Source organism: Pseudomonas citrullilanati, assembly GCF_030580855.1.
In the GTDB taxonomy this organism is placed as follows: Bacteria; Pseudomonadota; Gammaproteobacteria; order Pseudomonadales; family Pseudomonadaceae; genus Aquipseudomonas; species Aquipseudomonas citrulli.
In genome coordinates this window covers 1-23,335 of record NZ_JAUQOP010000065.1, presented here as the reverse complement: position 1 = coordinate 23,335, position 23,335 = coordinate 1, and the positions used below count along the sequence as shown (strand labels likewise).

Genomic DNA, 23,335 nt, shown 5'->3' with positions numbered 1-23,335 from the left:
CCCCCCAACCCCCACCCGGCGGGGGTGTGGTTTTGGGGCCAAACGCGGGGGGCCCGGGGGGGGGGGGCGCCCCCCCCCCCCCCGCCCCCCCCCCCCCCGCCCCCCCCCCCCCCCCCCCCACAAAAGCCCGGTTCCACATTGGAGCCGGTACAGTCTGTAAACAATCAGGCCTGGGTCAGCTTCGCCGCGGCCTTCTCAAAACGGTCCAGGCCGGCATCGATGTCGGCGTCTTCCACCACCAGGCTCGGGGCGAAGCGGATCACGTCCGGGCCGGCTTGCAGGATCATCAGGCCTTCCTGTTCGGCGGCGTTGAAAATGTCCTTGGCCTTGCCTTTCCAGGCGTCGTTCAGCACGCAGCCGATCAACAGGCCCAGGCCACGCACCTGGGTGAACAGGCCGTACTTCTGGCCGATCTGCTCCAGGCGGGTCTTGAACTTGTCATGCTTGGCCTTGACGCCACCGAGCACCTCGGGCGTGTTGACCACGTCGATCACCGCCTCGGCCACCGCGCAGGCCAGCGGGTTGCCGCCGTACGTGGTGCCGTGGGTACCGACCACCAGGTGCTTGGCCAGCGCCTCTGTAGTGAGCATCGCCGCGATCGGGAAACCACCGCCCAGGCTCTTGGCACTGGTGAGGATGTCCGGGATCACCCCGTAGTGCATGTAGGCGAACAGCTCGCCACTGCGGCCCATGCCGGTCTGCACTTCGTCGAACACCAGCAGCGCATTGTGCGCATCGCACAGCTCGCGGGCGCCTTGCAGGTAGGCCAGCTCGGCCGGCAGCACACCGCCCTCGCCCTGGATCGGCTCCAGCACCACGGCGCAGGTCTTGTCCGAAACCGCCGCCTTCAAGGCAGCCAGGTCATTGTAGGGAACGTGGGTGATGCCGGTGATTTTAGGCCCGAAACCGTCGGAGTACTTCGACTGCCCGCCGACGTTGACGGTAAACAGCGTACGGCCGTGGAAACTGTTGAGCGCGGCAATGATTTCGTACTTCTCGCTGCCATAGCGATCGAACGCGACGCGACGGGCCAGCTTGAAGGCGGCCTCGTTGGCTTCGGCGCCGGAGTTACAGAAGAAAGCGCGCTCGGCGAAGGTCGCGTCGATCAGCTTGTGGGCCAGGCGCAAGGCCGGCTCATTGGTGAAGACGTTGGACACGTGCCACAGCTTGTTGGCCTGCTCGGTCAGCGCACCGACCAGCGCCGGGTGGGCATGCCCTAGCACGTTGACTGCGATCCCGCCGGCAAAGTCGATCAGCTCGCGACCGGACTGGTCCCACACGCGCGAACCGGCGCCACGCACAGGGATGAAGGCAGCAGGGGCATAGTTGGGAACCATGACCTGGTCAAAATCGGCGCGTTGGACCGCGGCTTGCTCAACGGACATCGGAGTCTCCTGAAGAGAAACACTCGCCTGGAAATGGCGAGCGATGAGGGGATTGTAAGGACAGTTTTCAGCCCGGCCTTGCCGCCAAGCGACAACTTCTTATAGCGCCAACCCACGTTTTGCGCGGGTTTACGGCAATGCGACAAATAGCGTCGCAAAGGCGCAGTTTAAACGTTGCGGCTGTATTTGAGGCGCCTGCTTCGAGATTTGATTCAGACACTTCCCCTTGCCAGGCACAACACTTGTGGCGAGGGGATGTTATCTGTGGGAGCAAGGCTTGCCCGCGATGCTGGCGCCACGTTTGTGCAGGCTAACCGAGTTATCGTTCATCGCGAGCAAGCTTTGCTCCCACGGACTTTGCTCCCACGGGCCTTGCTCCCACAGATCCACTCACCACAGGGCAACAGTGCCAGCCCTAGCCGCGCTCGGACGGCACCGACGACAATTCGAACGGGCTGCTGCTGCGGCGCTGGTTGCGGTCTTCGCGAGGGGTGGCGCCGAAGAAGTTGCGATAGGCGCTGGAGAAATGCGGCCCCGAGGAGAAGCCACAGGAGAGGCCGATCTGGATGATGGACTTGCTGGTCTGCATCAGCATCTGCCGGGCCTTGTTCAGGCGCAGCTCCAGGTAGTACTGGCTGGGCACGCGATTGAGGTACTGCTTGAAGATCCGCTCCAGTTGCCGGCGGGACACGCACACATGCTGGGCGATTTCGTCGGTGGTCAGCGGCTCCTCGATGTTCGCTTCCATCAGCAGCACCGCCTGGGTGAGCTTCGGATGACTGGAGCCGAGACGGTTCTGCAACGGGATGCGCTGGCGCTCGCCACCTTCGCGGATGCGCTCGACCACCAGCTCTTCCGACACCGCGCCGGCCAGTTCCGCGCCGTGGTCCCGGGCCAGCACTGCCAGCAACAGGTCGAGCACCGACATGCCGCCGCACGCGGTCAGGCGATCGCGATCCCAATCGAACAGGTGGCTGGTGGCGATGACCTTGGGAAAGCGCTCGGCAAAATCATCCTGCCAGCGCCAGTGCACGGCAGCGCGGTAACCGTCGAGCAACCCCAGCTGGGCCAAGGGATAGACCCCGGCGGACAAGCCACCGATCACGCACCCGGCACGCACCAATTGCTTGAGGGCGCTGCCCAGGGACGAGGCCAGCGCGGCCGGCGGCTCATCGGCCAGCAGGAACAGCTTCTGGAGCCCTTCGAGCTTGCCCGCCCACGGTTCGCCAGGCAGTTGCCAAGCGCCTTCGGCCGCCGGCTCGGCCTGCAGGAACGACAGCTCGTAGGCCACCTCCGGATGCACCCGCTGGGCAACGCGCAAGGCCTCCTCGGCCAGCGCCAGCGTCAAGGCTTTCGTGCTGGGCCAAATCAGGAAACCAATTCGATGGGCGGTCATGGCGGGCAATCCAAAGCGAAAACAGTGTTAAAGCCAGAAGCGGCTGCAACCAAATTAGACCATCTGGCACGCGGTGCGCAGCATGACCCAAATCAGGCGCGTAACGGGAGCGATTACTTGAGGCTGCCCGAAAGAAATTGCTGCAGCCGCTCCGATTGCGGATTGACCAGCACTTCACGCGGGTTGCCGCTCTCCTCGACGATGCCCTTGTGCAGGAACACCAACTGGTTCGACACTTCGCGGGCGAAGCCCATTTCGTGGGTCACCACCACCATGGTCCGGCCTTCCAGGGCCAGGGCCTGCATCACCTTGAGCACATCGCCCACCAGCTCGGGGTCGAGGGCCGACGTCGGCTCGTCGAACAGCATCACTTCCGGCTCCATCGCCAGCGCCCGGGCAATCGCCACGCGCTGCTGCTCGCCGCCGGACATGTGGCCCGGGTAAGCGTCCTTGCGATGGGCCACGCCCACTTTGTTCAGGTAATGCTCGGCCTTCTCGCGGGCCTCGGCCTTGGCGACGCCCAGCACGTGCACCGGCGCTTCCATGATGTTTTCCAGGGCAGTCATGTGCGACCACAGGTTGAAATGCTGGAACACCATCGACAGCCGCGAACGCATGCGCTGCAACTGCTTGGGGTCCGCGGCCTTCATCGCGCCATCCTTGCCCGCCACCAGCTTCAGCTCTTCGTTGTTGAGCAGGATCTTGCCGGCGTGGGGTTGTTCGAGCAGGTTGATGCAACGCAGGAACGTACTCTTGCCGGAGCCACTGGAGCCGATGATGCTGATCACATCGCCAGCGGCGGCCTTCAGGGACACGCCCTTGAGCACCTCGTGACTGCCATAGCGTTTATGCAGGTCTTGGACTTCAAGCTTGTACATGCGGTCGGTTCTCACAAAACGTCAGTCGTTGAGCAGTCGATCGGATCGATGCGTTATCAGTGCTTGCGCGGGGCCAGGTAAACCAGCCAGCGGCGTTCGGCCAGCTTGAACAGGCGCACCAGGATGAAGGTCAGGCACAGGTAGAAGACGCCGGCCGTGATGTAGGCCTCGAACGGCAGGTAATACTGCGCATTCACCGTGCGCGCGGCGCCCGTGATGTCGATCAGGGTCACGATGGACGCCAGGCTGGTGGTCTGCAGCATCATGATCACTTCGTTGCTGTATTGCGGCAGCGCGCGGCGCAGGGCCGACGGCAGCAGGATCCGGCGATACAGCGTGGCGCGCGACATGCCCATGGCCTTGGCCGCTTCGATCTCACCGTTGGGCGTGGCCCGCAGGCTGCCGGCGATGATCTCGGCGGTGTAGGCGCTGGTGTTGATGGCGAACGCCAGGCACGCACAGAACGTCGCACTGGACAGCCAAGGCCAGAGGAAGCTCTCGCGCACGAATTCGAACTGGGCCAGCCCGTAGTAGATCAGGAACAGTTGCACCAGCATCGGCGTGCCGCGAATCACGTAGGTGTAGAGCCAGGCGGTCATGTTCACGACCGGCTGCTTGGACACCCGCATCAACCCCAGGGGCAACGCCGCCAACAGGCCGAAGAACAGCGACAGCGCCAGCAGCTTCAGGGTGGTCAGCAAGCCGCTGAAGTACAGCGGCAAGGCATCATAGATGACGTTGTAGTCGAAGATCATAGATCAGCCGCCCTTACGCCTACCGAGTAGCGCTTCTCGAGGTGACGCAATGCCAGCAACGAGACACTGGTGATCACCAGGTACATCGCCGCCACTGCCAGGAAGAAGGTGAAAGGTTCGCGGGTGGCATCCGCCGCCTGCTTGGCCTTGAACATCATGTCTTGCAGACCCACCACCGAAATCAGCGCGGTCGCCTTGGTCAACACCAGCCAATTGTTGGTGAAGCCGGGAATCGCCAGGCGGATCATCTGTGGCACCAGCACCCGGAAAAACACCTGCAACCCGCTCATGCCATACGCCATGCCCGCCTCGGCCTGGCCCTTGGGAATCGCCATGAACGCGCCGCGAAAGGTTTCCGACAGGTAGGCACCGAAGATGAACCCCAGGGTGCCGATGCCGGCCGCCAGCGGGTTCAGGTCGATGTAGTCGTCATAACCGAGCATCGGCGCCACGCGATTGAGCAAGTCCTGGCCGCCGTAGAAAATCAGCAGGATCAGCACCAGGTCGGGAATGCCGCGGATGACCGTGGAATACAGGTCGCCCAGCCACGCCAGCCAGCGCACCGGCGAAAGACGCAGCGCGACGCCGATCAGCCCCAGGACGATGGCCAGGGCCATGGACGACAAGGCGAGCTGGAGCGTCAACCATGCGCCATCGAGGATGACAGCCCCGTAGCCTTTCAACATGATTCAGGTCCTCGAAAGTGGGATGAAAAAATGGCGCAAACCGCAGGGATCCTGTTGCTTGCGCCATTTCGCACGAGTGGCGGGACGGGGTTACTTGCCGTAGATGTCGAAGGCGAAGTATTTGTCCTGGATCTGCTTGTACTTGCCGTTCGCGCGGATGGCGGTGATCGCGCCATTGATCTTGTCTTTCAGCGCATCGCCCTTGCGGACCGCGATGCCGATGCCATCACCGAAGTATTTCTCGTCGGTGAAGGCCGGACCGACAAAGGCGAAGCCCTTGCCAGCGTCGGTCTTGAGGAAACCGTCATCCAACAGCGTAGCGTCTGCCACGGTGCCATCGAGACGACCGGCGGAGACGTCCAGGTAGATTTCGTTCTGCGAACCGTACGGCTTGATCTCGGCACCCAGCGGAGCCAGCACTTCACGGGCGAAACGCTCGTGGATCGAGCCGCGCTGCACGCCGATGTTCTTGCCCTTGAGCTCGGCCAGGCTTTCGCTGACCTGGGTCCCGGCCTTCATGACCAGGCGGGCCGGGGTGTTGTAGTACTTGTTGGTGAAATCAACGGATTTCTTGCGGTCTTCGGTGATCGACATGGACGACAGGATCGCGTCGATCTTGCGGACCTTGAGCGCCGGGATCAGGCCGTCGAACTCTTGCTCGACCCACACGCACTTGACCTTCATCTCTTCGCACAGCGCATTGCCGATGTCGTAGTCGAAACCGACGATGCTGCCGTCCGGGGCCTTCGAGGCAAACGGAGGGTAGGCCGCCTCGATACCGATCTTCAGGGGCTTTTCATCAGCGAATGTCGGCAGGGACAGCACGGACAGTGCCAGGGCGCCAAGCAGCACGAGTTTCTTCATCTTGGAACTCCATCGGTAAAGGGCAAAAAAACGGCAGAGTGAGCAACAGCCCAATATGCGAATGGGTGGAACGGATTCCGGTGCTGCGTCCTAGGACGCGAACGTTTTTGTTCAACGCACGCCACGACGAGCGAGTGATCGGCATTCTAACGACAGGCCCGAAGCCGATATTTCTTCAATGCGACAACAAATTACAGAAGCACTGAGAAAGCCGTTCGAGCACATTGACAGCTCCGCAAATTCATGCAAGAGCGAAAGAAGGGAAACCGATCTATGCTGCAAATTGCGGGCCCATTATTCGCAAACCCTTCTAATCCGGCAAGCACAGCGTGTCGGCTAATTTTTTCCAAAGGCCGGAAACGCCCCAGGACAGGGCCTGGCGTTTCCCCTCGCCTCGACGTGGCGCGTTTGGTTACACATTTCGAAACATCGGTAACGTCAGGAAGCGTCTGACGACGAAGATCGATATTTATTCGCAGACCATGTCGGCCAAACACAAAACCCTGTGGCGAGGGGATTTATCCCCTCGCCACAGAGATCGCGCCAGGCACATAAAAAAGCCCCGCCCGGCAAACTACCGGGCGGGGCTTTGGGTGCTACCCGCTGCCGTCAGGCCACGTTCATGGTCTTGTGCGTCTCGATCAGGTGCGCCACCACGCCTGGATCGGCCAGGGTGGAGATATCACCCAGCGCGTCGTATTCCGCCGTGGCGATCTTGCGCAGGATGCGGCGCATGATCTTGCCCGAGCGGGTCTTCGGCAGCCCCGGTGCCCACTGGATGACATCCGGCGAAGCGATCGGACCGATCTCCTTGCGCACCCAGTTCTTCAGCTCCAGGCGCAGGGCCTCGCTGGACTCTTCGCCGGCATTGAGGGTGACGTAGACATAGATCCCCTGCCCCTTGATGTCGTGCGGCACACCGACCACCGCCGCCTCGGCGACTTTCGGGTGGGCGACCATGGCGCTTTCGATCTCGGCCGTGCCCATGCGGTGGCCGGACACGTTGAGCACGTCATCCACTCGACCGGTGATCCAGTAGTAGCCGTCCTCGTCGCGACGGGCACCGTCACCGGTAAAGTACATGCCGCTGAAGGTCTTGAAGTAGGTGTCGACGAAGCGGTCGTGGTCGCCGTACAGCGTCCGCGCCTGGCCTGGCCACGAATCGAGGATCACCAGGTTGCCTTCGGCGGCGCCTTCGATCAGGTTGCCGAGGTTGTCCACCAATGCCGGCACCACGCCAAAGAACGGGCGCGTCGCCGAGCCTGGCTTCAGCGCCGTGGCGCCTGGCAATGGGCTGATCAGCACGCCACCGGTCTCGGTCTGCCACCAGGTATCGACAATCGGGCAACGTTCCTTGCCGACATTCTTGTAGTACCAGTCCCACGCTTCCGGGTTGATCGGCTCACCCACCGAACCCAACAGGCGCAGGCTGCTGCCATCGGCACCTTCGACGGCAGCGGTGCCGGAGGCCATCATCGCGCGGATGGCGGTCGGCGCGGTGTAGAGGATATTGACCTTGTGCTTGTCGACCACCTCGGCGACCCGGGTGATGCTCGGGTAGTTCGGCACGCCTTCGAACAGCAGCGTGGTCGCGCCGTTGGCCAGCGGGCCGTAGACGATGTAGCTGTGGCCGGTGACCCAGCCGACGTCGGCGGTGCACCAGTAGATTTCGCCCGGCTTGTAGTCGAACACGCGCTCATGGGTCAGGGCCGCGTACAACAGGTAGCCCGCCGTGGTGTGCTGCACGCCCTTGGGCTTGCCGGTGGAACCGGAGGTGTAGAGGATGAACAGCGCCTCTTCGGCACCCATTTCCTTCGGCGCGCAAACGGTGCCGGCGACCTTCATCAGGTCTTCGTACCAGATGTCGCGGTGCTGGTTCCACTTGATGTTGCCAGCGGTGCGCTTGCAGACGATGACTTTCTGGATGCTGCTGGTTTCCGGGTTGGTCAGCGCATCGTCGACGTTGGCCTTGAGCGGGATCTTCTTGCCGGCACGAATGCCTTCGTCGGCAGTGATCACCACTTTGGACTTGCAGTCGATGATCCGGCCGGCCAGCGCTTCGGGAGAGAAGCCACCGAACACCACCGAATGGATCGCGCCGATCCGCGCACAGGCCAGCATGGCGACCACGGCTTCCGGGATCATCGGCATGTAGATGGTCACCACGTCGCCGCGGTGCACGTCCTGGCCACGCAGGGCGTTGGCGAACTTGCAGACTTGCTCGTGCAGTTCGCGATAGGTGATGTTGCGACTCTCGGACGGGTCATCGCCCTCCCAGATGATCGCGACCTGGTCGCCGCGCTCGGCCAGGTGGCGGTCGAGGCAATTGTAGGAAACGTTCAAGGTGCCATCGGCAAACCACTTGATGTCGACATGGTGATCGTCAAAGGACGTCTGCTTCACCGTGGTGAAGGGCTTGATCCAGTCCAGGCGCTTGGCCTGCTCGCGCCAGAAGCCATCCGGGTTGACGACTGACTGCTGGTACATCGCCTTGTAGGTCGCCTCGTCAGTCAGCGTACTGGCCGCAACCTCGGGGCGAACGGGATACAGAGAAGCCGCACTCATGTTTCTTACCTCGGTGACATAGTTGTTTTTGTATGGTCCCGTTGTAGCCTGGGGCGAGCCTATAGAACCATTCGACGATGGTAGTAACAAGTCCCTACAAAATGTCGGTACTCCTGTGCAAGCCCGTGTCTGCGGGCATTTTCGCGAGCAATCCCGCTTCCACGGTTGAATCTCGGCGAACCCCCTCTTGTGTCCGGCGCAGGTCTTTCGTGGGAGCGGGCTTGCTCGCGAAGGCGGCGTTCAATCCAGCGAAAAGGTCATAGCCAGCCGCCAGGCCCGATGACGATTATTACCAAATCAACCAATAGTCTTTATCAAAACCGGGTCTGTTTTGCGTCTGCCCCCAACTCCTAGAATCACCCCGCCAACCGGCAAACACAATTGACGCAACACAGCCCCCACGAAGGCCGTTGATCAAATTTCCAACACTTGCTCCACACGCAACCCCAAAAAGGTTGCGTGACCCCACTCGACCTCAAGAAAGGTGAAATCAGATGAAAGCTTTATGGGTTCTGGTCCTCGGCAGCCTGTGCGCCACGGCGATGGCAGACGAGGCCCCGAGCGATGTCGCCCAGCAACAACCCGCCATTGAGGAGTACACCTACTCCACCCACCTGGACATCGCCAAAGTCATTTACATGAGCGATATCCCCAATGTCTGCGAAGTGGTCCCGGCGAAGATGGTCTACGACGACTCCAAGGGCCAGCGCCACATCCTGCGCTACAGCGTCATGGGCAATGGTTGCTCCAACGGCTGATCAATACCGGTATTTTCCAGGGCCCGATTTCGATCGGGCCCGGTTGTGTCTCCAACCGCAGAAAAGCCTTCGCAAACACAACATGTAGTGCAAAAACGTAAAAACAGCTCATTTTTTGATCAAAAAAGCCGGCCACTCGATTCAGGCAAAAAAAATCTTTGCCGGACGGATCCGGCCAAAGCCTTGTAAACCCTCGCTCCCACGCGGATGAGTCATCCATCACCCCCTCCGTGGGCGATTTCGTCGCACCACGTAGGCAAAAAAGTCCTTATAATGCCGCCTTAAACGGGCCTGCAATATTCCCTTACAGGGGATCACGCCAGCCTGAAGCCCACGCCAGGACCATGACCTCTTCGCGTGCACCGCCGCTTCAGCATGACCCGTACATTTTTCTGTTTATTGCCTGCGTCAGCTGCAACAAACGATTTTTCCAAGATCCACCGCCGCCAGCCGCCCTTCCCCGGGTCGCTGGCCCTCACGCAGGAGACGATACGTCATGCTGAGCTGGGACGAATTCGACAAAGAAGACGGCGAAGTCGCTGTAAAGAGCGCCAATGCCGGCCACGCTTCTGAAGCCAACATGGACCGCCTCGACAGCGCCGGCGGTGCCGCCGCGCTCGAAGCCCGCGCCGTGACGGCCAGCGACTCGGCCGCGATCATTCGCGCCAAGGCCGCCCTCGACAAACTCGACATCGCCGAAGGCCTCGCCGAACTCGAAGGCGCCTCGGCCCGTGTCGCCGTCGATGAAAAGCGCATGATCAACTGCCGCGCCGACCTCAACCAGCTCGTGCCTTTCAAATACGACTGGGCCTGGCAGAAGTACCTGGACGGCTGCGCAAACCACTGGATGCCGCAAGAAGTCAACATGACCGCCGACATCGCCCTCTGGAAAAACCCGGAAGGCCTGACCGACGACGAACGCCGCATCGTGATGCGCAACCTGGGCTTCTTCTCCACCGCCGACTCCCTGGTTGCCAACAACCTGGTGCTGGCCGTGTACCGCCTGATCACCAACCCGGAATGCCGCCAGTACATCCTGCGCCAGGCGTTCGAAGAGGCGATCCACACCCACGCCTACCAGTACTGCATCGAATCGCTGGCCATGGATGAAGGCGAAATCTTCAACATGTACCACGAGATCCCATCGGTCGCGAAAAAAGCCGCCTGGGGCCTGAAATACACCCGCTCGATCTCCGATCCGAAGTTCGAAACCGGCACCCCGGAAACCGACAAGGAATTGCTGCGCAACCTGATCGCCTACTACTGCGTCCTGGAAGGCATCTTCTTCTACTGCGGCTTCACCCAGATCCTCTCCATGGGCCGCCGCAACAAGATGACCGGCGTCGCCGAGCAGTTCCAATACATCCTGCGCGACGAATCCATGCACCTGAACTTCGGCATCGACGTGATCAACCAGATCAAGATCGAAAACCCGCACCTGTGGGATGCCGAGATGAAGGAAGAAGCGACCCAGATGATCCTGCAAGGCACTCAGCTGGAAATCGAATACGCCCGCGACACCATGCCTCGCGGCGTATTGGGCATGAACGCGGCGATGATGGAGGACTATCTGAAGTTCATCGCCAACCGTCGCCTGTCGCAGATTGGTTTGAAAGAAGAATACCCGGGCACGACCAACCCGTTCCCTTGGATGAGCGAGATCATGGACTTGAAGAAAGAGAAGAACTTCTTTGAGACGCGTGTGATTGAGTATCAGACGGGTGGGGCTTTGAGCTGGGATTGATTTGAAAGAAAAATCCTAGGTTGTACGCGTCACTAAAAACCCCGTGAAAACGGGGTTTTTTGTATTCTACGGAGCCAACACCGCGTTTAACTCCAGGACAGGCACGCTACCTCTGCCCTACGCAAAACTCAGAATCGTTCCGCATTGACGCCGTATTGCCTCGTTACCTATCTTAGTCGCAGGTGCCTAAGAAACGCCCAACGTAGTAGCCAATCGCCGAACATAGAACCGCGTACTGTCTAAGGACATTAGTCATTCTGTGTAGGGCAATAGCTTGTTGGGATTTTTCTTGCATCCTCTACGTCGGGCTCGCGCCGCCAACCTTCGAACGTAGAGGTAGTTATGCTTACAAAAGACCAGCCAGCTCTCCGTACACCTCGCAGATCGATCATGCCTGACGCTTACACGCCGAAGGTATTTACTCGCCTGAACCTCCACCTCCATGCCCTCCTCCTGGAAAACCAACCCTGGCTCTGCGCCCGTGACCTCGGCCGATTGATGGGCGTGCACCTGAACGATCGCATGGTCAGCAAACTGGATGAAGACCAGCGGCACGTTCTGTTGATTCGTTATCACGGTCAACCTGAAAAGCGGCTGATGCTCAGTGAGTCTGGCGTGTACGCTCTGTTGATTTATCACTATGCGCCGGGGAATCGCTTGTTACGCGAGTGGCTGACGCATCAGGTGGTACCGGCATTGCGGGACGCCCAGGCCTCTAGCGATACCGAGCGGCCGATGTTGAGTATTTTGGATTGGCCGGAGATGTCCTTAAGCCTGCTGCATTGGCAAAACGACGGTTGGATTCGACTTCGGGACATGCCGTATCTATTGCTCAACCGAACTCGCGGCCGAGCGGTAGCGGCTAAGCCTTGGTGGCGTAGGCTGTTGGAGGTGTTTCACTTGCCTGGGCATTCAGTTTCGTAGGACGCCCCGCGTGAAAGCTCTTCTTTATCTGTAGGAGTTTTCGTAGACAGCCGTAATGGCCAGTCAGTATCGTCCGAGGGTTTTTAACCCTCGGCGATTGTATGGATACTCCAAAGGAAAAAAGCGGCTGGAGCGACGAAGAGCTTGAGGCGTCGGTTGACGCTTACTTGAAGATGCTCGACCGCGAATTGAACGGCCAGACCTTTAGAAAGTCGGTGGAAAACCAGCTTTTGCGGGATGGACCATTAAGCTCGCGCAGTGCCTCTTCGGTTGAATACCGCATGCAGAATATCTCGGCGGTGTTGGAACAGATGAGGTTGCAGCGAATCAGCGGCTACATGCCTGCCAAGAACATTGGCGCAGGAGTGGCTCAACGTATTCGCAAAGTGCTTGCTAATAAAGTAATGCCGGGGCTCGGTGAGTCCGCCCCAACCTCTGACCACATGACGTTGATCAGCCGGGCCACCAAGCTGCAAAAGAGAGGTCTCAAGATCGAGCCACCAGGGAACCCGAATCCGCAGCAAGTCAGTACGACCACGACGTCTTACGTTCGAGATCCTAAAAGATATACGGGGATATGTAATGACAAAAAAAATAAAAAGTGAGGCCTTCGAGTCGATTCACAGCTCGGCCGAAGCTCTGCTGAAAATCGGTGCTATCAACCAGGCCACTATGCTGGAGTTCGACGAGGCCTGCATTGCTGGGGTGCCTGCTGAAATCAAAGATCAGGAAGATTCGCCTGTACTCATGGCCGACCCTCAAAGCCATCGATGATGTCCTCGGGGGCGGTGTCGAAATCCACCGACATCCGAATCTTCCCCTTCAACCGCCCAGGCTTGCGCGCCTGCGGTGTATCGATATGAGGCAGCAGATCCAGATAAGGCTTACCGGCATTGGTGATCACTACTCTGTCGCCCTGCCATGCACGTGCACCAAGTTGTAAGAGCTGGGACTTTGCTTCGCGCAGGGTTACTTGCATCTGTTCACTCATACACTGCCTCCATGGATTTAGCTGACCAAACTTGAGCGTTCGATAGGTTCGATCTGACGCTTCTAGCCTTGTCTTGAGGATTTTGCCTCATCGCTTATTCAGTCGTGCCCATGTCGCTATCCTTGGTCTTCGTAACAACACTACCGAGCTGTCCTGCAGTTTTGCGTTTTGGATTGGCGCCGCGAACGGGCATTTTGGAAACCGGTTTTGGCTGCCTGAGCGGCGGCGTGTAAAGGGTTGTGGCAGCCATGGTCAGCCCCAGGCGAAGCCCGAATTTCCTGAGAATTGCGTCGATGGTGCTAAATGGTCGGATTCCCCTTGTCCTTCTCGATCTGGTACAGGGCCTTGGTTGACATTTTGCACATGGCAGCAAAGGTTTCCTGATCCAGGCCGGTCACCTCAAGCCGTAGCCGACGGATAGCGGTTCCCAGGGTTTCGATCCCCGTCACATGCTGCATGACGATGTCGTCAATGATTTCCCTGCGCCGTTCACCGGTATTCTCTTTCATCGAAACTTTTATTCCCTGTTTCCGGCAATATATTGCTGGTTATCTGAAAGATCGAGCTATAACCGGCATGATAATATCGGCTACTTCAAGCATGGGACCATAGAGTGGGGGCTGCTGTGCAGCCCAGCGGGAGCAAGCTCCCTCGCCACGGGGTGGTGTCAAGGCGTAGGTGGGTGGCAAGTTTGATGTTGTGTTGGCATTGGGAATCGCGAGCAAGCTCGCTCCCACAGGGTTTTGTGGTGTATTGAAACTTTGAGTGCAAGCCGCCCTGCCCTTCGGTATTAATGCACGTCCACTCACGGATCCGAGCCCCGATGAAATTCGACACCGCCTACTGTCTCAGCCTCGACGCCAAGCTTTCGATCTATGACGTTCGGGATCTCAATTTCGACGAGACCATGGACTTCGATTCGGCCAAGGAACGCTTTCAGTGCCCCAACGATGCCTGTCGGGCGGCATTCGATGAGGATAACGGGCTGACGACGCTCAACGCCAAGAACGTCAATTACATCCGCACGCCGCATTTCAAGAACCAACCGAGCACGCAGCATATCGAGGGTTGTCCTTATGTCAGCCCCAAGACTCCAGGTTTAGGTGTGGAAAGTGTTGAAGCGGATGACGATCGTGAAGAACATTTCCCGTCAGAACTGTTGCTGACTCGGCCTCAGTACAAACGTAAACCGTCCAATCTACCCGAGGATGTAGAAAGCACTCGACCCGCGTCGATTGCCGCTTCTTCGAACGAGGACGATGCACGTGGCTCCCGGGATTCTACGCCCGACAAGACCAGCGTCTTTGCCCATCCGGTGGAGTGTTTCGTGTCGAACTTCGCGGACAAGGACCTGCTCAAGCGCATGCCCTTGAAGATCGGCGAGCACACGGCGCCCTACAGTTCCTTTTTCAAGAAAATCGAGTTCCTGCAGGACAACAAGGGGCTGATCTACTGGGGCAAGATCAAGAAGATCGAGGATTATCACAGCGCCAGTTTTCGCGTCGACTTCGAGCAAAAGGTCTGGGTCAAGCAACCGGGCGAGGCAAAGAAAAAACCTTATTCGGTCAATGTCTACTTGAGCAAGAAACTGATCGATCAATACCGCAAGCGCAAGGCATTCCTGGAAGAGATCAAGCACGCTATCGACAGTGACGCGCCGTTGTATTGCTTCTTCTACGGCGTCACGCCGGAGTTCAGGCAAGTGCCCAGCAAGAAAAACCCCGAGCAGACGTTCGGGGTGTTCAGCGCCAATATCGAGAACCTGGATCACTTCATTGTTCGGGAGGCACCGGGGTTGGCCGATAAGTGACTTCGCCTTAGGCTAGCTGTAGCGCTACGCCTTCTTCATTGCGCTTTTTGAGCAAGTTGCCGTTCGAACGCCCGCATCTCCCGTTTCACTTCCATGCGCCGCTCACGTACGGCCTGGGCGGCAGACTCATCCAAGCCGCCATAACGCCGCAACCAATGCACGATCATTTCTTCGTCCGGGTAGTAATAGTCTTTATGTCCCTTACTGCTTCTCGGAGTGTCATTCATACTGCCGTCGAAGCGGCCTGCAGAGAACTCATCAGAGGGTAACGTGCCCCATTCGGCGGCGCAGTCCTCAAAAATCCAGGAAATCTCGTTGAGGTGCTTTTGCGCACCGCGATGGCCACGTTTATAAAAGATGTACTCACGACAACTTTCCTGGAAGCGCTCCATCATTGGTTCGTCATCGACCCAGCGAAGGAGATCGTGGTGCCCCGCGTGACGCATCAGGCCAGTGATCCATCGTTCGGAAAACCGTTGAACAAAATCTTCGAGGTCAGCTTTTTTAGCATCGGCGAAAATCATGCAGTAACGGGTTTGCACGTGGATGACGAACAACACGTGCTTGCGCTGCACAGTGATGGCATGCACCAGCCACTGCTCGGCGAAATCAACCGCCTGATCATCCTCGACTACAGGTGATGCTGGTTTCTCTACGGGGGTAATTTTCTTGCCTTTGCTCACGCGGCTAAAAAAGCTGCAGGCTGCTTCGGTGCAGTTGAAAATTAACATCCGGACTCTCGGAAAAATATTCGAAGAATACTATTCACCTTCAGGCCATTCGATCTCAAAGGGTTGGCGAACAGCGTCAGAAACCCTTTCACGTAACTCCTCGCTCAGGACCTCCAATTCCTGGTCGCTCAGCAGGTCATAGGCAATCAGCAATCTCAAGGATAAAGAGATATCTCGGCGGCGAGATACATTGAATGCCATCGCCAGGCTCTTGTCCCGATCTCGCATGAGGCCATAGAGCACACCATATCTCACGTGAGCGGATACTGCGTTATTTTGGATGATCGTCTGAGCATCAGCGAGGACGCCTTGGCAGAACCGCTCCAGCGCCAGGTCGCGGAGCTTGTTGTAGTGTTTCCAGTCAGTGTCGGATATCGACATGCCCCCTCCTTACACAACCGGCAAACCAAGAACCGAAGTCTATCCCGATGAAGCTGGCCAACGCCATGCAGGTGGCCGTTCTGACCAGGATAACCGACATGCCTAACAGGTGTTGCAGGAGAAGACCGCTGGTCACCCATCAAAAAATGAGATTGATTCGGCTTCAAAACAACTGTACAAAAACACAGTACTTTTGAATCCACTGCTTCGGAGAATCCCATGGCCTCTCTTGCAATCAAAGCCACCCTGGAACGCATCGCCGTCTATCAATTCACTCCTGCACACAGCGCACAGGCCCGAGCGATGCTGGGCTGGAGTGTCGAAGAGTTGTCCCGGCAGTCCGGGGTCTCGGTCCAAGCTATCCGGCGTTTCGAAGCGGGAGGCGAATTGCTCGATGTGACACGCCTGGCGCTCGCGTTCTGTCTTGAAGCCGAAGGCCTGGTGTTCTTCCCCGGCTTTGCACCGGGGCGCGGCATGAATATTAAGGGTGCTACGCCGGACCCGATGGGACGGGCCGACTACGCGATGATCGAATAGCCGGACCGTTGCGGCAAGCCTGTCAGGCCGCGCCGGTCTGGTTCTGGTAGGCCGCGGCCTCCACGTCCAGCCACCAGGCCCGGCCACGTTGCGGCTGGCTCAGGGTGAAGGCTTCGCCCATCTGCGGTGTAGTGATGAGGACGTTGCGCTCCCAGGCCAGCGCCAGGATACGGTCGAACGGTTCAAACCAGGCGTGCATCGCCAGGTCGAACGTGCCGTTGTGAATCGGCAGCAGCCAGCGACCACGCAGGTCGATATGGGCCTGCAAGGTCTGCTCGGGTTGCATGTGCACGTGGGGCCAATCGACGTTGTAGGCGCCGGTTTCCATCAGCGTCAGGTCGAAGGGGCCGTATCGCTCGCCAATGCGTTTGAAACCGTCGAAGTAGCCGGTGTCGCCGCTGAAGAAGATCCGCGAACCGCCGTCGATCATCACCCAGGAGGCCCATAACGTGCTGTTGCCGTCGAACAACCCGCGGCCGGAAAAATGCTGCGAGGGCGTGGCGATGAACTCGATACCGTCCACCTCGGTCCCTTGCCACCAATCCAGCTGACGCACCTTGCTGGCCTCGATCCCCCACTTGACCAGGGTGTCACCCACGCCAAGGGGGGTCAGGAAGTGGCGGGTCTTGGCGGCAAGCTTGAGGATGGCCTGGTGGTCCAGGTGGTCGTAATGATCATGGGAGAGGATCACGGCTTCGATTGGCGGCAATTCGTCCAGGCTGATGGGCGGCTGGTGAAAACGCTTGGGGCCGGCCCATTGCACGGGCGAAGCACGATCGGAGAACACCGGGTCGGTCAGCCAGAATTTGTCGCGCAGCTTGAGCAGGACGGTGGAGTGGCCCAGGCGGAAGACGCTGTTGTTGGGAGCGGCCAGCAACTTAGCACGTGTCAGCGGCTGGACCGTGATGGCTCCCGCAGGACGGGTGGTACGCGGCTTGTGCAGGAGCATGTTCCAGATGATGCGCAGCATCTGGCCGAACCCTTCCCGCGGTGTATGGGCGTGATTGTGGTACTTCCCTTGCTCGTGTCGGGAAGCCGGGTTATCGGACGTGGAAGACGGAATACTCATGGTGCGATCACTCCAGGGACGTCGTCGAATGATGCTTCGCCTTTGTGGGACGTTTGATGGCTGCGACGTTCGCTCAGCCGGTCACGACAAGAATTACACCAAGCGGTGTAGTTTCTAGATTGCATGAATCCCGGGAGCAAGTAAACTACCGAGTGTAATTTCCCTCTCTCGACCAACGAGTGCCCATGACCGTACCGCAGCGCCTCACCGAACGAAAACGCGAAGCCATACTCCAGGCCGCGATTGCCGAATTTCGCAGTAGCGGTTTCGAAATCACCAGCATGGACAGGATCGCGGCGACGGCCGGCGTGTCGAAGCGCACGGTGTACAACCACTTCCCGAGCAAGGAAGCATTGTTCGCCGAGATCCTCAATCGGCTATGGAACAACATCACCGCCGAACAAGACACTGCCTACAGCTCGGAAAAGCCTCTTCGGGAGCAGCTCCAGGCGTTGCTGAAAGCCAAGCTGCACTTGCTGGCGGGCGAGAGTTTTCTTGACCTGGCGCGCATTGCCATCGCGGCAACCATTCACTCCCCTGAACGGGCCCAGGACATGGTCGCGCGCATGGGCGAGCGCGAGGAAGGCTTGACTGCCTGGATCCGCCAGGCCCAGGCCGATGGTCGGTTGAAACCTGCGGAGCCGGCGTTTGCTGCCCAGCAGATGCACGGGTTGCTCAAGACATTTGCCTTCTGGCCACAGATTTCCATGGGCCAACCCAGCCTGAACGAGGAAGAACAAACGCAGGTGATCGAATCGACACTCGACATGTTCCTGAGCCGTTACCAAGCCTGATCAAGCACCCTGGCATGAAAGGCTACCGCACCGATGGGGTGTGCACGACCTTCTGGTGCATTTCAGTGGTCAAGTTGTCGATACGCTCGGTCAATGCCTTGGTCATTTCCGTCAGACGGGTGTTCTGCTCCAACAACTCAAGCAACTGCGCCGTATTCCGCGCGGCCTGGGCCTGGCGCTCGCTGTTGGCGATGGCCAAGGCTTCACGATGCTGTGCATCGGCTTCCGCCTGGGCTTTGTCCCGAGCAGCCTGACGGGTTTGTGCCAACAAAATCAGCGGCGCGGCATAAGCCGACTGCAGGCTGAACGCCAGATTCAGCAAAATGAACGGGTAGGCGTCGAAATGAAAGATCCCCGCCAGGTTCAGGCTGACCCATAGCAGCACGATCAGGGTTTGCGCACCGAGGAACATCGGCGTCCCGAAAAAACGCGCGAACGCCTCCGCTCTCAGCGCAAAGCGGTCATTGCCAAAGGTCGGCGCCAGATGCGCGTGGGGGCGATGAAAACGCAAGTGATCGACGGGTGCGGCGGGAGTGGGCTGGGAAGACTTCGTCATCGTGATGTTCTCTGCCAAGGGCTGGTGCTCAAGGCACTATAACCGTTGGGGGACATCTTCCATTGAGCCATGCACACCTTGCCCATGAAAAGTCAGCGCCAGCGCAGATTGCGCCCCAGCTCATCGAACAAGGTCACCACCGAGCGCAAGGCCCGGCAGTCGGGGCGGGTCAGGAGCCACAGGGCTGTGTCGTACCCTTCCAGCGCTTCACCCAGGGGCATCAAGCCCTGGTGTTCATCCATCAGAAAGTCCGGCAGCGCCGCCACACCCAAGCCCGCTCGTACCAGTTCGGTGACCGAGAGCATGCTGTTGCAGCGATAGGCGGGCACAACGCCAGGTAGATGCTGGCGGCGCCAGGCTACCGTGGGGTGATCCGGGAGGAAATCGTCCGGTGCGATCCAGGTCATGGAAGCCAGGTCATCCGTATTCGCCGAGCGCAGGTAGGTGGCGCTGGCACATACCCGGTAAGCCACGTTGCCCAGTTTTCGACCGACCAGGTGTTCCGGCGGCGTACGGGTCAGGCGTAACGCAATGTCGGCATCGCGGCGGCTCAGGTTGGCGAAGTCGTTCGAGGTGCTCAGCTCAAGGGTCAACGCCGGGTAAGCGGGCATGAAACGCGCCAGCGAAGGCAGCAGCAACGCTTGCAGGACCGAGTCACTGCACGTCAGGCGTACCGTCCCGCTGATGATCTCGCCGCCCTGCTCCACCCCCACCCGGGCCGCCTCCAAGGCCTGCTCGGCGCGCTCGGCTTGCTCGGCCAGTGCCTGGGCCAGGTTGGTGGGCAAGTACCCGGAACGGTTTTTTTCAAACAAGGGCTGGCCCAGGGCCGCCTCCAGCCGACGTACCGAACGAAACACCGTGGACACGTCCACCTGCAGCAATCGAGCGGCCCGGGCCAGTGAGCCGCCACGGACCAGTGCGAGGATCAGGGACAGGTCGGGATAGTCCAGACGATAGTGCGCGGCTGCATTGATCACTTGGATAAACGCCAATATTGATTGCGTGAACGCCAATCTATAGTGGTGACCAGGAATCAACAAGCGGCGAGTCTCTCATGGAAAAACAGCGTCCTTTACACATCGCCCTGGTCGGCGACCACGACCCACACATCACCGCTCACCGCGCGATCCCCATCGCACTTGAGCTGGCCAGTAGGCAAACCGGCCATGATATTCGCCTCCAATGGCTGGCAACGCCGCTCATCGCCGACAACGCAGCGCTAGAGGATTTCGACGGTATCTGGTGCGTACCGGGCAGCCCTTACCGAAACGAAAACGGTGCCTTGCAGGCGATTCGTTTTGCCCGCGAACAACATCGCCCTTTCCTGGGCACCTGCGGTGGTTTTCAACATGCCGTGCTGGAATACGCCCGCAACGTGATGGGTTGGGCCGATGCCGCCCATGGCGAAACCGACCCCGAGGCTGATCGCGCGCTGCTGACGCCGCTGAGCTGTGCCTTGATCGAAACCATCGACAGCCTTCAGCTCGCTGCGGGCTCGTTGATCGCCAAGGCTTATGGTCGCCAGACGGTATTCGAGGGCTACCATTGCCGCTTCGGGGTCAACCCGGACTTTGAAGAAGACTTGCTCAATCAGCGCCTGCACCCCGTAGCCCGAGACTCGTCCGGCGGCCTGCGAGCGGTGGAACTGCAGGACCATCCGTTCTTTGTCGCCACGCTGTTCCAGCCTGAACGTGCCGCATTGGAAGGGCGCGTGCCGCCGCTGGTCAGCGCGTTTATCGAAGCCTGCGCCAGGACAACGCCATGAGCGCCCATTACTACGCCGTGATTTTCACCTCCCTGCGCACCGAGGGCGACCAAGGCTACGCCGAAGCGGCCGAGCGCACGCTCGCCCTTGCCCGGGAGCAGCCCGGATTTTTAGGCGTGGAGTCGGCCCGTGGCGACGATGGCCTGGGGATTACCGTGTCTTATTGGAGCGATGAAGCTGCGATCCTGGCCTGGAAGGAACATCCCGAACACAGCGCGATCCGCGAGCGCGGCCGCTCCACCTGGTATACCCATTGCCATACGAGGGTGTGCAAGGTCGAACGCGATTATGCGTTCCAACGCCAAACCTGATGCCAGGATAAAAACCTGTGGGAGCTGAGCTTGCTCGCGATAGCGGTAGACCCGTCAGCATTGATGTTGACTGAAAGACCGCCATCGCGAGCAGGCTCGCTCCCACAGGGGTTCTGTTCAGTTTCGAGTGTTCAGCCTTCCACCAACTGCCGCACCGCCATGATTTCCGGCAGGTCGGTGCGGGCCATGTACACCCGCAAAGGTTCGGTGAGGTTGATGCGGTCGTCGATGTGCTGGTCCAGCAGCAACTGGATCCGCTCGCGCTTGAGGACCATGGTGCCATCCGCCACGGGCGCCCAGACAAATTCGCAGGTGGGAATGATGCCGTCGTCGGCCACGTCCATGCCGAAGGCGTCTTCGCTGAAACGTACGATGTATTGGCCGGTCTTGCGGTTCAGGCCAACGAACCCCTTGAGCTGGTCGGCGGCCTGGCAGATGAATGTTGAAGTGGTGCGCATGGGTAAACCTCATGGACTGATCGATGGTTTACACGCAAGGCAAGCAAATGCTGATTTCGGGTCTCCCTCTGCCGGGGAAACTGGTGGACCAAGGGTACTGCAAAGCAACCCGCAGATGCGTGGGAAAAATCTGCTTTACACATATTTATGTCGGTATGGCGATAGCGCCGATGGCGTTCAATTGTTAAAAGATAGGCTTTTGCAAAAACCCAAGAAAGGAACTCGAACATGCCTGTCACCTTTACCCGCAGCGCCTTGATGCTGAGCCTGCTGCTCGGCTTCGGCCAGGCTCCCGCCGCCGAAGCGTCGAGCCCCAAGGCCCTGGCGGCCCTCCAGGGCATTCCTCATCCGGCGGTCATCGCCCACCGTGGCGCCTCGTTCGACGCACCGGAATCCACCGCCGCTTCCTACACGCTGGCCCGCGACCTGGGCGCCGACTACCTGGAACTGGACCTGCAACGCAGCAAGGATGGCGTGTTGTTCGTCTTGCATGACGACAGCCTGCTGCGCACCACGGACGTTGCCAGCAAATTCCCCGAGCGCAAGGACAGCACCGCCAACCAGTTCACCATGGCGGAGCTCAAGACCCTCGACGCCGGTAGCTGGTTCAACACCGCCTACCCGGACCGCGCCCGCCCCTCGTTCGCCGGCCTGAAGATCCTGACCCTGGATGAAGTGATCGACATCGCCGAAGGCAACCCGCAGCACAAGCCCGGGCTGTACATCGAAACCAAGGAGCCGAAGCTGTTCCCCGGCATCGAACGTGACCTCAAGGACAAGCTGCAGGACCGGGGCTGGTTGAGCCCCTCTGGCTCCAAGCTCGCCAAAAGCGCCACCGGCGTAGGCCAAGGCAAGGGCAAGGTGGTCTTGCAGACCTTCGAGAAGAGCAGCCTCGAACTGCTGCAGAAAGAGATGCCCAAGGTGCCGAAGATCCTCTTGCTGTGGGTCGGCGAAGGCAACATCGAGCCCAAGTCCAAGGTGCCGTTTGCCGAGTCCGGGGACACCGACAAGGCGGTCTATTACGCCAAGCAGGAACCCAAGGACAAGGCCGAGTTCGAGAAATGGGTGCAGTACGCCAAGGCCCAGGGCGCCATCGGTACCGGGCCGTCCGCCGCACTGACCCATGGCGGCAGCCAGAGCTACGCGGACCTGGTCAAGCCCTGGATGAACCAGTACACCCATGACCAGGGCTTGCTGGTGCACGTCTACACCGTGGACGAGGCGGTGGATTTCAAGAAAGTGCTGGATGCCGGCGTCGATGGCATCTTTACCAACCGCGCCAGTGAACTGCTCAAGTACTTCAAGCGCCCCGAAACGGGCAGCGTTGCGCAACTGCTGAAAAAGAACGGTTATTGAAATCGACCCAGCCTGTGGGGAACCACAGGCTTCTTCGTGCATTCCAAGTTTTTGCAAATTAAGGGTGAATTAAGTTGCCAGCGTTAGCCTGAACCCACTTGAACGAATCACCCCTTTAATGACACAAGGAAAGCACTTATGAAAACGTTGACTGCCCTCTTTACCGCCGCTGCCCTGACGCTTACCGCCGGCCTGGCCCAGGCCGACGTTCGGATCGACCAGATTCCCCAATTGGTCAAGGAAGGCAAGATCAAGTCCTTGGAATCGATGAACGAAGAAGCCCTGAAGTTGCACCCGGGCGCGACCATCACCGATACCGACCTGGACAATCACTTCAACGGTTACGAATATGAAGTTGAACTGAAAACCGCCGATGGCAAGGAATTCGATGTCGACTTCGACGCCACCACCGGCAAAGTCCTGAGCAACAAACAAGACACTTGATCCCGATGTAAGAAGCGCCGCGCAATGTTCTCGTTGCGCGGCTTTTTTTTGGTTCTTCACGGATTTCCGGGATAGACACTCTTGATCTTCATGAAAAAGAACTCGCTATCCCGGTAACCGTACGCCATCCGTTTGATGACCTTGATTCGATTGTTTATGCCTTCCAACTGGCCTGTA

At 59.2% G+C, this 23,335-nt stretch carries 27 protein-coding genes; 11 read left to right on the top strand and 16 right to left on the bottom strand.

Translation table 11 applies throughout. The features are described from left to right. Positions 1-164 precede the first annotated feature (164 nt). From Q6A48_RS25005 to acs, 7 genes are all read right to left on the bottom strand, one after another. Positions 165-1,385 (bottom strand): aspartate aminotransferase family protein, encoded by a 1,221-nt coding sequence (locus tag Q6A48_RS25005; RefSeq protein WP_304557110.1) that lies wholly within the window; start codon positions 1,383-1,385, stop codon positions 165-167. 415 nt (positions 1,386-1,800) lie between these two features. Beyond that, positions 1,801-2,781 carry a transcriptional regulator ArgR gene (gene argR / locus Q6A48_RS25000; RefSeq protein WP_304557109.1) on the bottom strand — a complete coding sequence of 327 codons (981 nt, stop codon included), beginning with the start codon at positions 2,779-2,781 and terminating at the stop codon, positions 1,801-1,803. Between the two features lie 113 nt (positions 2,782-2,894). Next, positions 2,895-3,659, bottom strand: a complete 765-nt coding sequence (locus Q6A48_RS24995) for an ABC transporter ATP-binding protein (protein WP_053124413.1) — start codon at positions 3,657-3,659, stop codon at positions 2,895-2,897. A gap of 56 nt (positions 3,660-3,715) precedes the next feature. After that, positions 3,716-4,414, bottom strand: coding sequence for an ABC transporter permease (locus Q6A48_RS24990; RefSeq protein WP_304557107.1), 699 nt, complete (start codon positions 4,412-4,414; stop codon positions 3,716-3,718). After that, positions 4,411-5,100, bottom strand: coding sequence for an ABC transporter permease (locus Q6A48_RS24985; protein ID WP_304557106.1), 690 nt, complete (start codon positions 5,098-5,100; stop codon positions 4,411-4,413). The genes Q6A48_RS24990 and Q6A48_RS24985 overlap by 4 nt, the downstream gene beginning before the upstream one ends. Positions 5,101-5,190: 90 nt before the next feature. Next, positions 5,191-5,964 carry an ABC transporter substrate-binding protein gene (locus tag Q6A48_RS24980; protein ID WP_304557105.1) on the bottom strand — a complete coding sequence of 258 codons (774 nt, stop codon included), beginning with the start codon at positions 5,962-5,964 and terminating at the stop codon, positions 5,191-5,193. Positions 5,965-6,573: 609 nt separating this feature from the next. Further along, positions 6,574-8,529 (bottom strand): acetate--CoA ligase, encoded by a 1,956-nt coding sequence (gene acs / locus Q6A48_RS24975; protein WP_304557104.1) that lies wholly within the window; start codon positions 8,527-8,529, stop codon positions 6,574-6,576. Between the two features lie 494 nt (positions 8,530-9,023). Between acs and Q6A48_RS24970 the strand changes: the two genes are divergently transcribed. The 4 genes from Q6A48_RS24970 (at position 9,024) to Q6A48_RS24955 (ending at position 12,560) form a co-directional block, all read left to right on the top strand. Next, on the top strand, positions 9,024-9,287 hold the full coding sequence (locus Q6A48_RS24970) for a DUF2790 domain-containing protein (protein ID WP_304557103.1): 264 nt from the start codon (positions 9,024-9,026) through the stop codon (positions 9,285-9,287). A 496-nt stretch (positions 9,288-9,783) separates the two neighbouring features. Then, entirely contained in the window at positions 9,784-11,031 is a 1,248-nt protein-coding gene (locus Q6A48_RS24965) for a ribonucleotide-diphosphate reductase subunit beta (protein ID WP_042732385.1), read from the top strand. Between the two features lie 390 nt (positions 11,032-11,421). Next, positions 11,422-11,955 (top strand): BRO-N domain-containing protein, encoded by a 534-nt coding sequence (locus Q6A48_RS24960; RefSeq protein ID WP_304557102.1) that lies wholly within the window; start codon positions 11,422-11,424, stop codon positions 11,953-11,955. 101 nt (positions 11,956-12,056) lie between these two features. After that, positions 12,057-12,560, top strand: a complete 504-nt coding sequence (locus Q6A48_RS24955; RefSeq protein ID WP_304557101.1) for a hypothetical protein — start codon at positions 12,057-12,059, stop codon at positions 12,558-12,560. A 140-nt stretch (positions 12,561-12,700) separates the two neighbouring features. On the opposite strand, the gene Q6A48_RS24950 is transcribed toward Q6A48_RS24955, so the two are convergent. Beyond that, the gene (locus Q6A48_RS24950) at positions 12,701-12,946 is read right to left on the bottom strand and encodes a type II toxin-antitoxin system Phd/YefM family antitoxin (RefSeq protein ID WP_304557100.1); all 246 of its coding nucleotides are present in this window, start codon (positions 12,944-12,946) and stop codon (positions 12,701-12,703) included. A gap of 299 nt (positions 12,947-13,245) precedes the next feature. Next, entirely contained in the window at positions 13,246-13,455 is a 210-nt protein-coding gene (locus tag Q6A48_RS24945) for a helix-turn-helix domain-containing protein (protein WP_304557099.1), read from the bottom strand. A gap of 314 nt (positions 13,456-13,769) precedes the next feature. Between Q6A48_RS24945 and Q6A48_RS24940 the strand changes: the two genes are divergently transcribed. Further along, the gene (locus Q6A48_RS24940) at positions 13,770-14,756 is read left to right on the top strand and encodes a hypothetical protein (protein ID WP_304557097.1); all 987 of its coding nucleotides are present in this window, start codon (positions 13,770-13,772) and stop codon (positions 14,754-14,756) included. A 35-nt stretch (positions 14,757-14,791) separates the two neighbouring features. Here the strand turns inward: Q6A48_RS24940 and Q6A48_RS24935 are convergent, their stop codons facing one another. Both Q6A48_RS24935 and Q6A48_RS24930 read right to left on the bottom strand, forming a co-directional pair. After that, positions 14,792-15,487, bottom strand: coding sequence for a DUF6933 domain-containing protein (locus Q6A48_RS24935; RefSeq protein WP_304557095.1), 696 nt, complete (start codon positions 15,485-15,487; stop codon positions 14,792-14,794). A 30-nt stretch (positions 15,488-15,517) separates the two neighbouring features. Beyond that, positions 15,518-15,868, bottom strand: a complete 351-nt coding sequence (locus tag Q6A48_RS24930) for a hypothetical protein (RefSeq protein ID WP_304557094.1) — start codon at positions 15,866-15,868, stop codon at positions 15,518-15,520. Positions 15,869-16,087: 219 nt separating this feature from the next. On the opposite strand from Q6A48_RS24930, the gene Q6A48_RS24925 reads away from it, so the two are divergent. Further along, the gene (locus tag Q6A48_RS24925; protein ID WP_304557093.1) at positions 16,088-16,405 is read left to right on the top strand and encodes a helix-turn-helix domain-containing protein; all 318 of its coding nucleotides are present in this window, start codon (positions 16,088-16,090) and stop codon (positions 16,403-16,405) included. Positions 16,406-16,427: 22 nt separating this feature from the next. Here the strand turns inward: Q6A48_RS24925 and Q6A48_RS24920 are convergent, their stop codons facing one another. Beyond that, complete coding sequence (locus Q6A48_RS24920) at positions 16,428-17,474, bottom strand: MBL fold metallo-hydrolase (RefSeq protein WP_304557092.1); 1,047 nt, start codon at positions 17,472-17,474, stop codon at positions 16,428-16,430. 185 nt (positions 17,475-17,659) lie between these two features. Between Q6A48_RS24920 and Q6A48_RS24915 the strand changes: the two genes are divergently transcribed. After that, complete coding sequence (locus Q6A48_RS24915) at positions 17,660-18,268, top strand: TetR/AcrR family transcriptional regulator (protein WP_304557091.1); 609 nt, start codon at positions 17,660-17,662, stop codon at positions 18,266-18,268. Between the two features lie 22 nt (positions 18,269-18,290). On the opposite strand, the gene Q6A48_RS24910 is transcribed toward Q6A48_RS24915, so the two are convergent. Both Q6A48_RS24910 and Q6A48_RS24905 read right to left on the bottom strand, forming a co-directional pair. Next, positions 18,291-18,824: a DUF1003 domain-containing protein gene (locus Q6A48_RS24910; protein WP_304557111.1), complete on the bottom strand. Its 534-nt coding sequence runs from the start codon at positions 18,822-18,824 to the stop codon at positions 18,291-18,293. Positions 18,825-18,916: 92 nt separating this feature from the next. After that, on the bottom strand, positions 18,917-19,864 hold the full coding sequence (locus Q6A48_RS24905; RefSeq protein WP_304557090.1) for a LysR family transcriptional regulator: 948 nt from the start codon (positions 19,862-19,864) through the stop codon (positions 18,917-18,919). A gap of 14 nt (positions 19,865-19,878) precedes the next feature. Between Q6A48_RS24905 and Q6A48_RS24900 the strand changes: the two genes are divergently transcribed. Both Q6A48_RS24900 and Q6A48_RS24895 read left to right on the top strand, forming a co-directional pair. Next, the gene (locus Q6A48_RS24900) at positions 19,879-20,589 is read left to right on the top strand and encodes a CTP synthase C-terminal region-related (seleno)protein (RefSeq protein WP_304557089.1); all 711 of its coding nucleotides are present in this window, start codon (positions 19,879-19,881) and stop codon (positions 20,587-20,589) included. Then, on the top strand, positions 20,586-20,900 hold the full coding sequence (locus tag Q6A48_RS24895) for an antibiotic biosynthesis monooxygenase family protein (RefSeq protein ID WP_304557088.1): 315 nt from the start codon (positions 20,586-20,588) through the stop codon (positions 20,898-20,900). The genes Q6A48_RS24900 and Q6A48_RS24895 overlap by 4 nt, the downstream gene beginning before the upstream one ends. A gap of 131 nt (positions 20,901-21,031) precedes the next feature. Here Q6A48_RS24895 and Q6A48_RS24890 read toward each other — a convergent pair whose 3' ends face one another. Beyond that, entirely contained in the window at positions 21,032-21,358 is a 327-nt protein-coding gene (locus Q6A48_RS24890) for a DUF2025 family protein (RefSeq protein ID WP_304557086.1), read from the bottom strand. A 228-nt stretch (positions 21,359-21,586) separates the two neighbouring features. Here Q6A48_RS24890 and Q6A48_RS24885 point away from each other — a divergent pair, with 228 nt between their 5' ends. Both Q6A48_RS24885 and Q6A48_RS24880 read left to right on the top strand, forming a co-directional pair. Then, positions 21,587-22,714 (top strand): glycerophosphodiester phosphodiesterase, encoded by a 1,128-nt coding sequence (locus Q6A48_RS24885; protein ID WP_304557085.1) that lies wholly within the window; start codon positions 21,587-21,589, stop codon positions 22,712-22,714. Between the two features lie 138 nt (positions 22,715-22,852). Then, the gene (locus Q6A48_RS24880) at positions 22,853-23,158 is read left to right on the top strand and encodes a PepSY domain-containing protein (protein ID WP_053124450.1); all 306 of its coding nucleotides are present in this window, start codon (positions 22,853-22,855) and stop codon (positions 23,156-23,158) included. A 56-nt stretch (positions 23,159-23,214) separates the two neighbouring features. Here Q6A48_RS24880 and Q6A48_RS24875 read toward each other — a convergent pair. Next, on the bottom strand, positions 23,215-23,335 hold a 121-nt coding region (locus tag Q6A48_RS24875; protein WP_304555071.1), incomplete at its 5' end, for a transposase.

Excerpts from the sequence above, each read along its gene's own strand:
- Q6A48_RS25005 (WP_304557110.1), bottom strand. The coding sequence starts at position 1,385 with ATGTCCGTTGAGCAAGCCGCGGTCCAACGCGCCGATTTTGACCAGGTC.
- argR (WP_304557109.1), bottom strand. The coding sequence starts at position 2,781 with ATGACCGCCCATCGAATTGGTTTCCTGATTTGGCCCAGCACGAAAGCC.
- Q6A48_RS24995 (WP_053124413.1), bottom strand. The coding sequence starts at position 3,659 with ATGTACAAGCTTGAAGTCCAAGACCTGCATAAACGCTATGGCAGTCAC.
- Q6A48_RS24990 (WP_304557107.1), bottom strand. The coding sequence starts at position 4,414 with ATGATCTTCGACTACAACGTCATCTATGATGCCTTGCCGCTGTACTTC.
- Q6A48_RS24985 (WP_304557106.1), bottom strand. The coding sequence starts at position 5,100 with ATGTTGAAAGGCTACGGGGCTGTCATCCTCGATGGCGCATGGTTGACG.
- Q6A48_RS24980 (WP_304557105.1), bottom strand. The coding sequence starts at position 5,964 with ATGAAGAAACTCGTGCTGCTTGGCGCCCTGGCACTGTCCGTGCTGTCC.
- acs (WP_304557104.1), bottom strand. The coding sequence starts at position 8,529 with ATGAGTGCGGCTTCTCTGTATCCCGTTCGCCCCGAGGTTGCGGCCAGT.
- Q6A48_RS24970 (WP_304557103.1), top strand. The coding sequence starts at position 9,024 with ATGAAAGCTTTATGGGTTCTGGTCCTCGGCAGCCTGTGCGCCACGGCG.
- Q6A48_RS24965 (WP_042732385.1), top strand. The coding sequence starts at position 9,784 with ATGCTGAGCTGGGACGAATTCGACAAAGAAGACGGCGAAGTCGCTGTA.
- Q6A48_RS24960 (WP_304557102.1), top strand. The coding sequence starts at position 11,422 with ATGCCTGACGCTTACACGCCGAAGGTATTTACTCGCCTGAACCTCCAC.
- Q6A48_RS24955 (WP_304557101.1), top strand. The coding sequence starts at position 12,057 with ATGGATACTCCAAAGGAAAAAAGCGGCTGGAGCGACGAAGAGCTTGAG.
- Q6A48_RS24950 (WP_304557100.1), bottom strand. The coding sequence starts at position 12,946 with ATGAGTGAACAGATGCAAGTAACCCTGCGCGAAGCAAAGTCCCAGCTC.
- Q6A48_RS24945 (WP_304557099.1), bottom strand. The coding sequence starts at position 13,455 with ATGAAAGAGAATACCGGTGAACGGCGCAGGGAAATCATTGACGACATC.
- Q6A48_RS24940 (WP_304557097.1), top strand. The coding sequence starts at position 13,770 with ATGAAATTCGACACCGCCTACTGTCTCAGCCTCGACGCCAAGCTTTCG.
- Q6A48_RS24935 (WP_304557095.1), bottom strand. The coding sequence starts at position 15,487 with ATGTTAATTTTCAACTGCACCGAAGCAGCCTGCAGCTTTTTTAGCCGC.
- Q6A48_RS24930 (WP_304557094.1), bottom strand. The coding sequence starts at position 15,868 with ATGTCGATATCCGACACTGACTGGAAACACTACAACAAGCTCCGCGAC.
- Q6A48_RS24925 (WP_304557093.1), top strand. The coding sequence starts at position 16,088 with ATGGCCTCTCTTGCAATCAAAGCCACCCTGGAACGCATCGCCGTCTAT.
- Q6A48_RS24920 (WP_304557092.1), bottom strand. The coding sequence starts at position 17,474 with ATGAGTATTCCGTCTTCCACGTCCGATAACCCGGCTTCCCGACACGAG.
- Q6A48_RS24915 (WP_304557091.1), top strand. The coding sequence starts at position 17,660 with ATGACCGTACCGCAGCGCCTCACCGAACGAAAACGCGAAGCCATACTC.
- Q6A48_RS24910 (WP_304557111.1), bottom strand. The coding sequence starts at position 18,824 with ATGACGAAGTCTTCCCAGCCCACTCCCGCCGCACCCGTCGATCACTTG.
- Q6A48_RS24900 (WP_304557089.1), top strand. The coding sequence starts at position 19,879 with ATGGAAAAACAGCGTCCTTTACACATCGCCCTGGTCGGCGACCACGAC.
- Q6A48_RS24895 (WP_304557088.1), top strand. The coding sequence starts at position 20,586 with ATGAGCGCCCATTACTACGCCGTGATTTTCACCTCCCTGCGCACCGAG.
- Q6A48_RS24890 (WP_304557086.1), bottom strand. The coding sequence starts at position 21,358 with ATGCGCACCACTTCAACATTCATCTGCCAGGCCGCCGACCAGCTCAAG.
- Q6A48_RS24885 (WP_304557085.1), top strand. The coding sequence starts at position 21,587 with ATGCCTGTCACCTTTACCCGCAGCGCCTTGATGCTGAGCCTGCTGCTC.
- Q6A48_RS24880 (WP_053124450.1), top strand. The coding sequence starts at position 22,853 with ATGAAAACGTTGACTGCCCTCTTTACCGCCGCTGCCCTGACGCTTACC.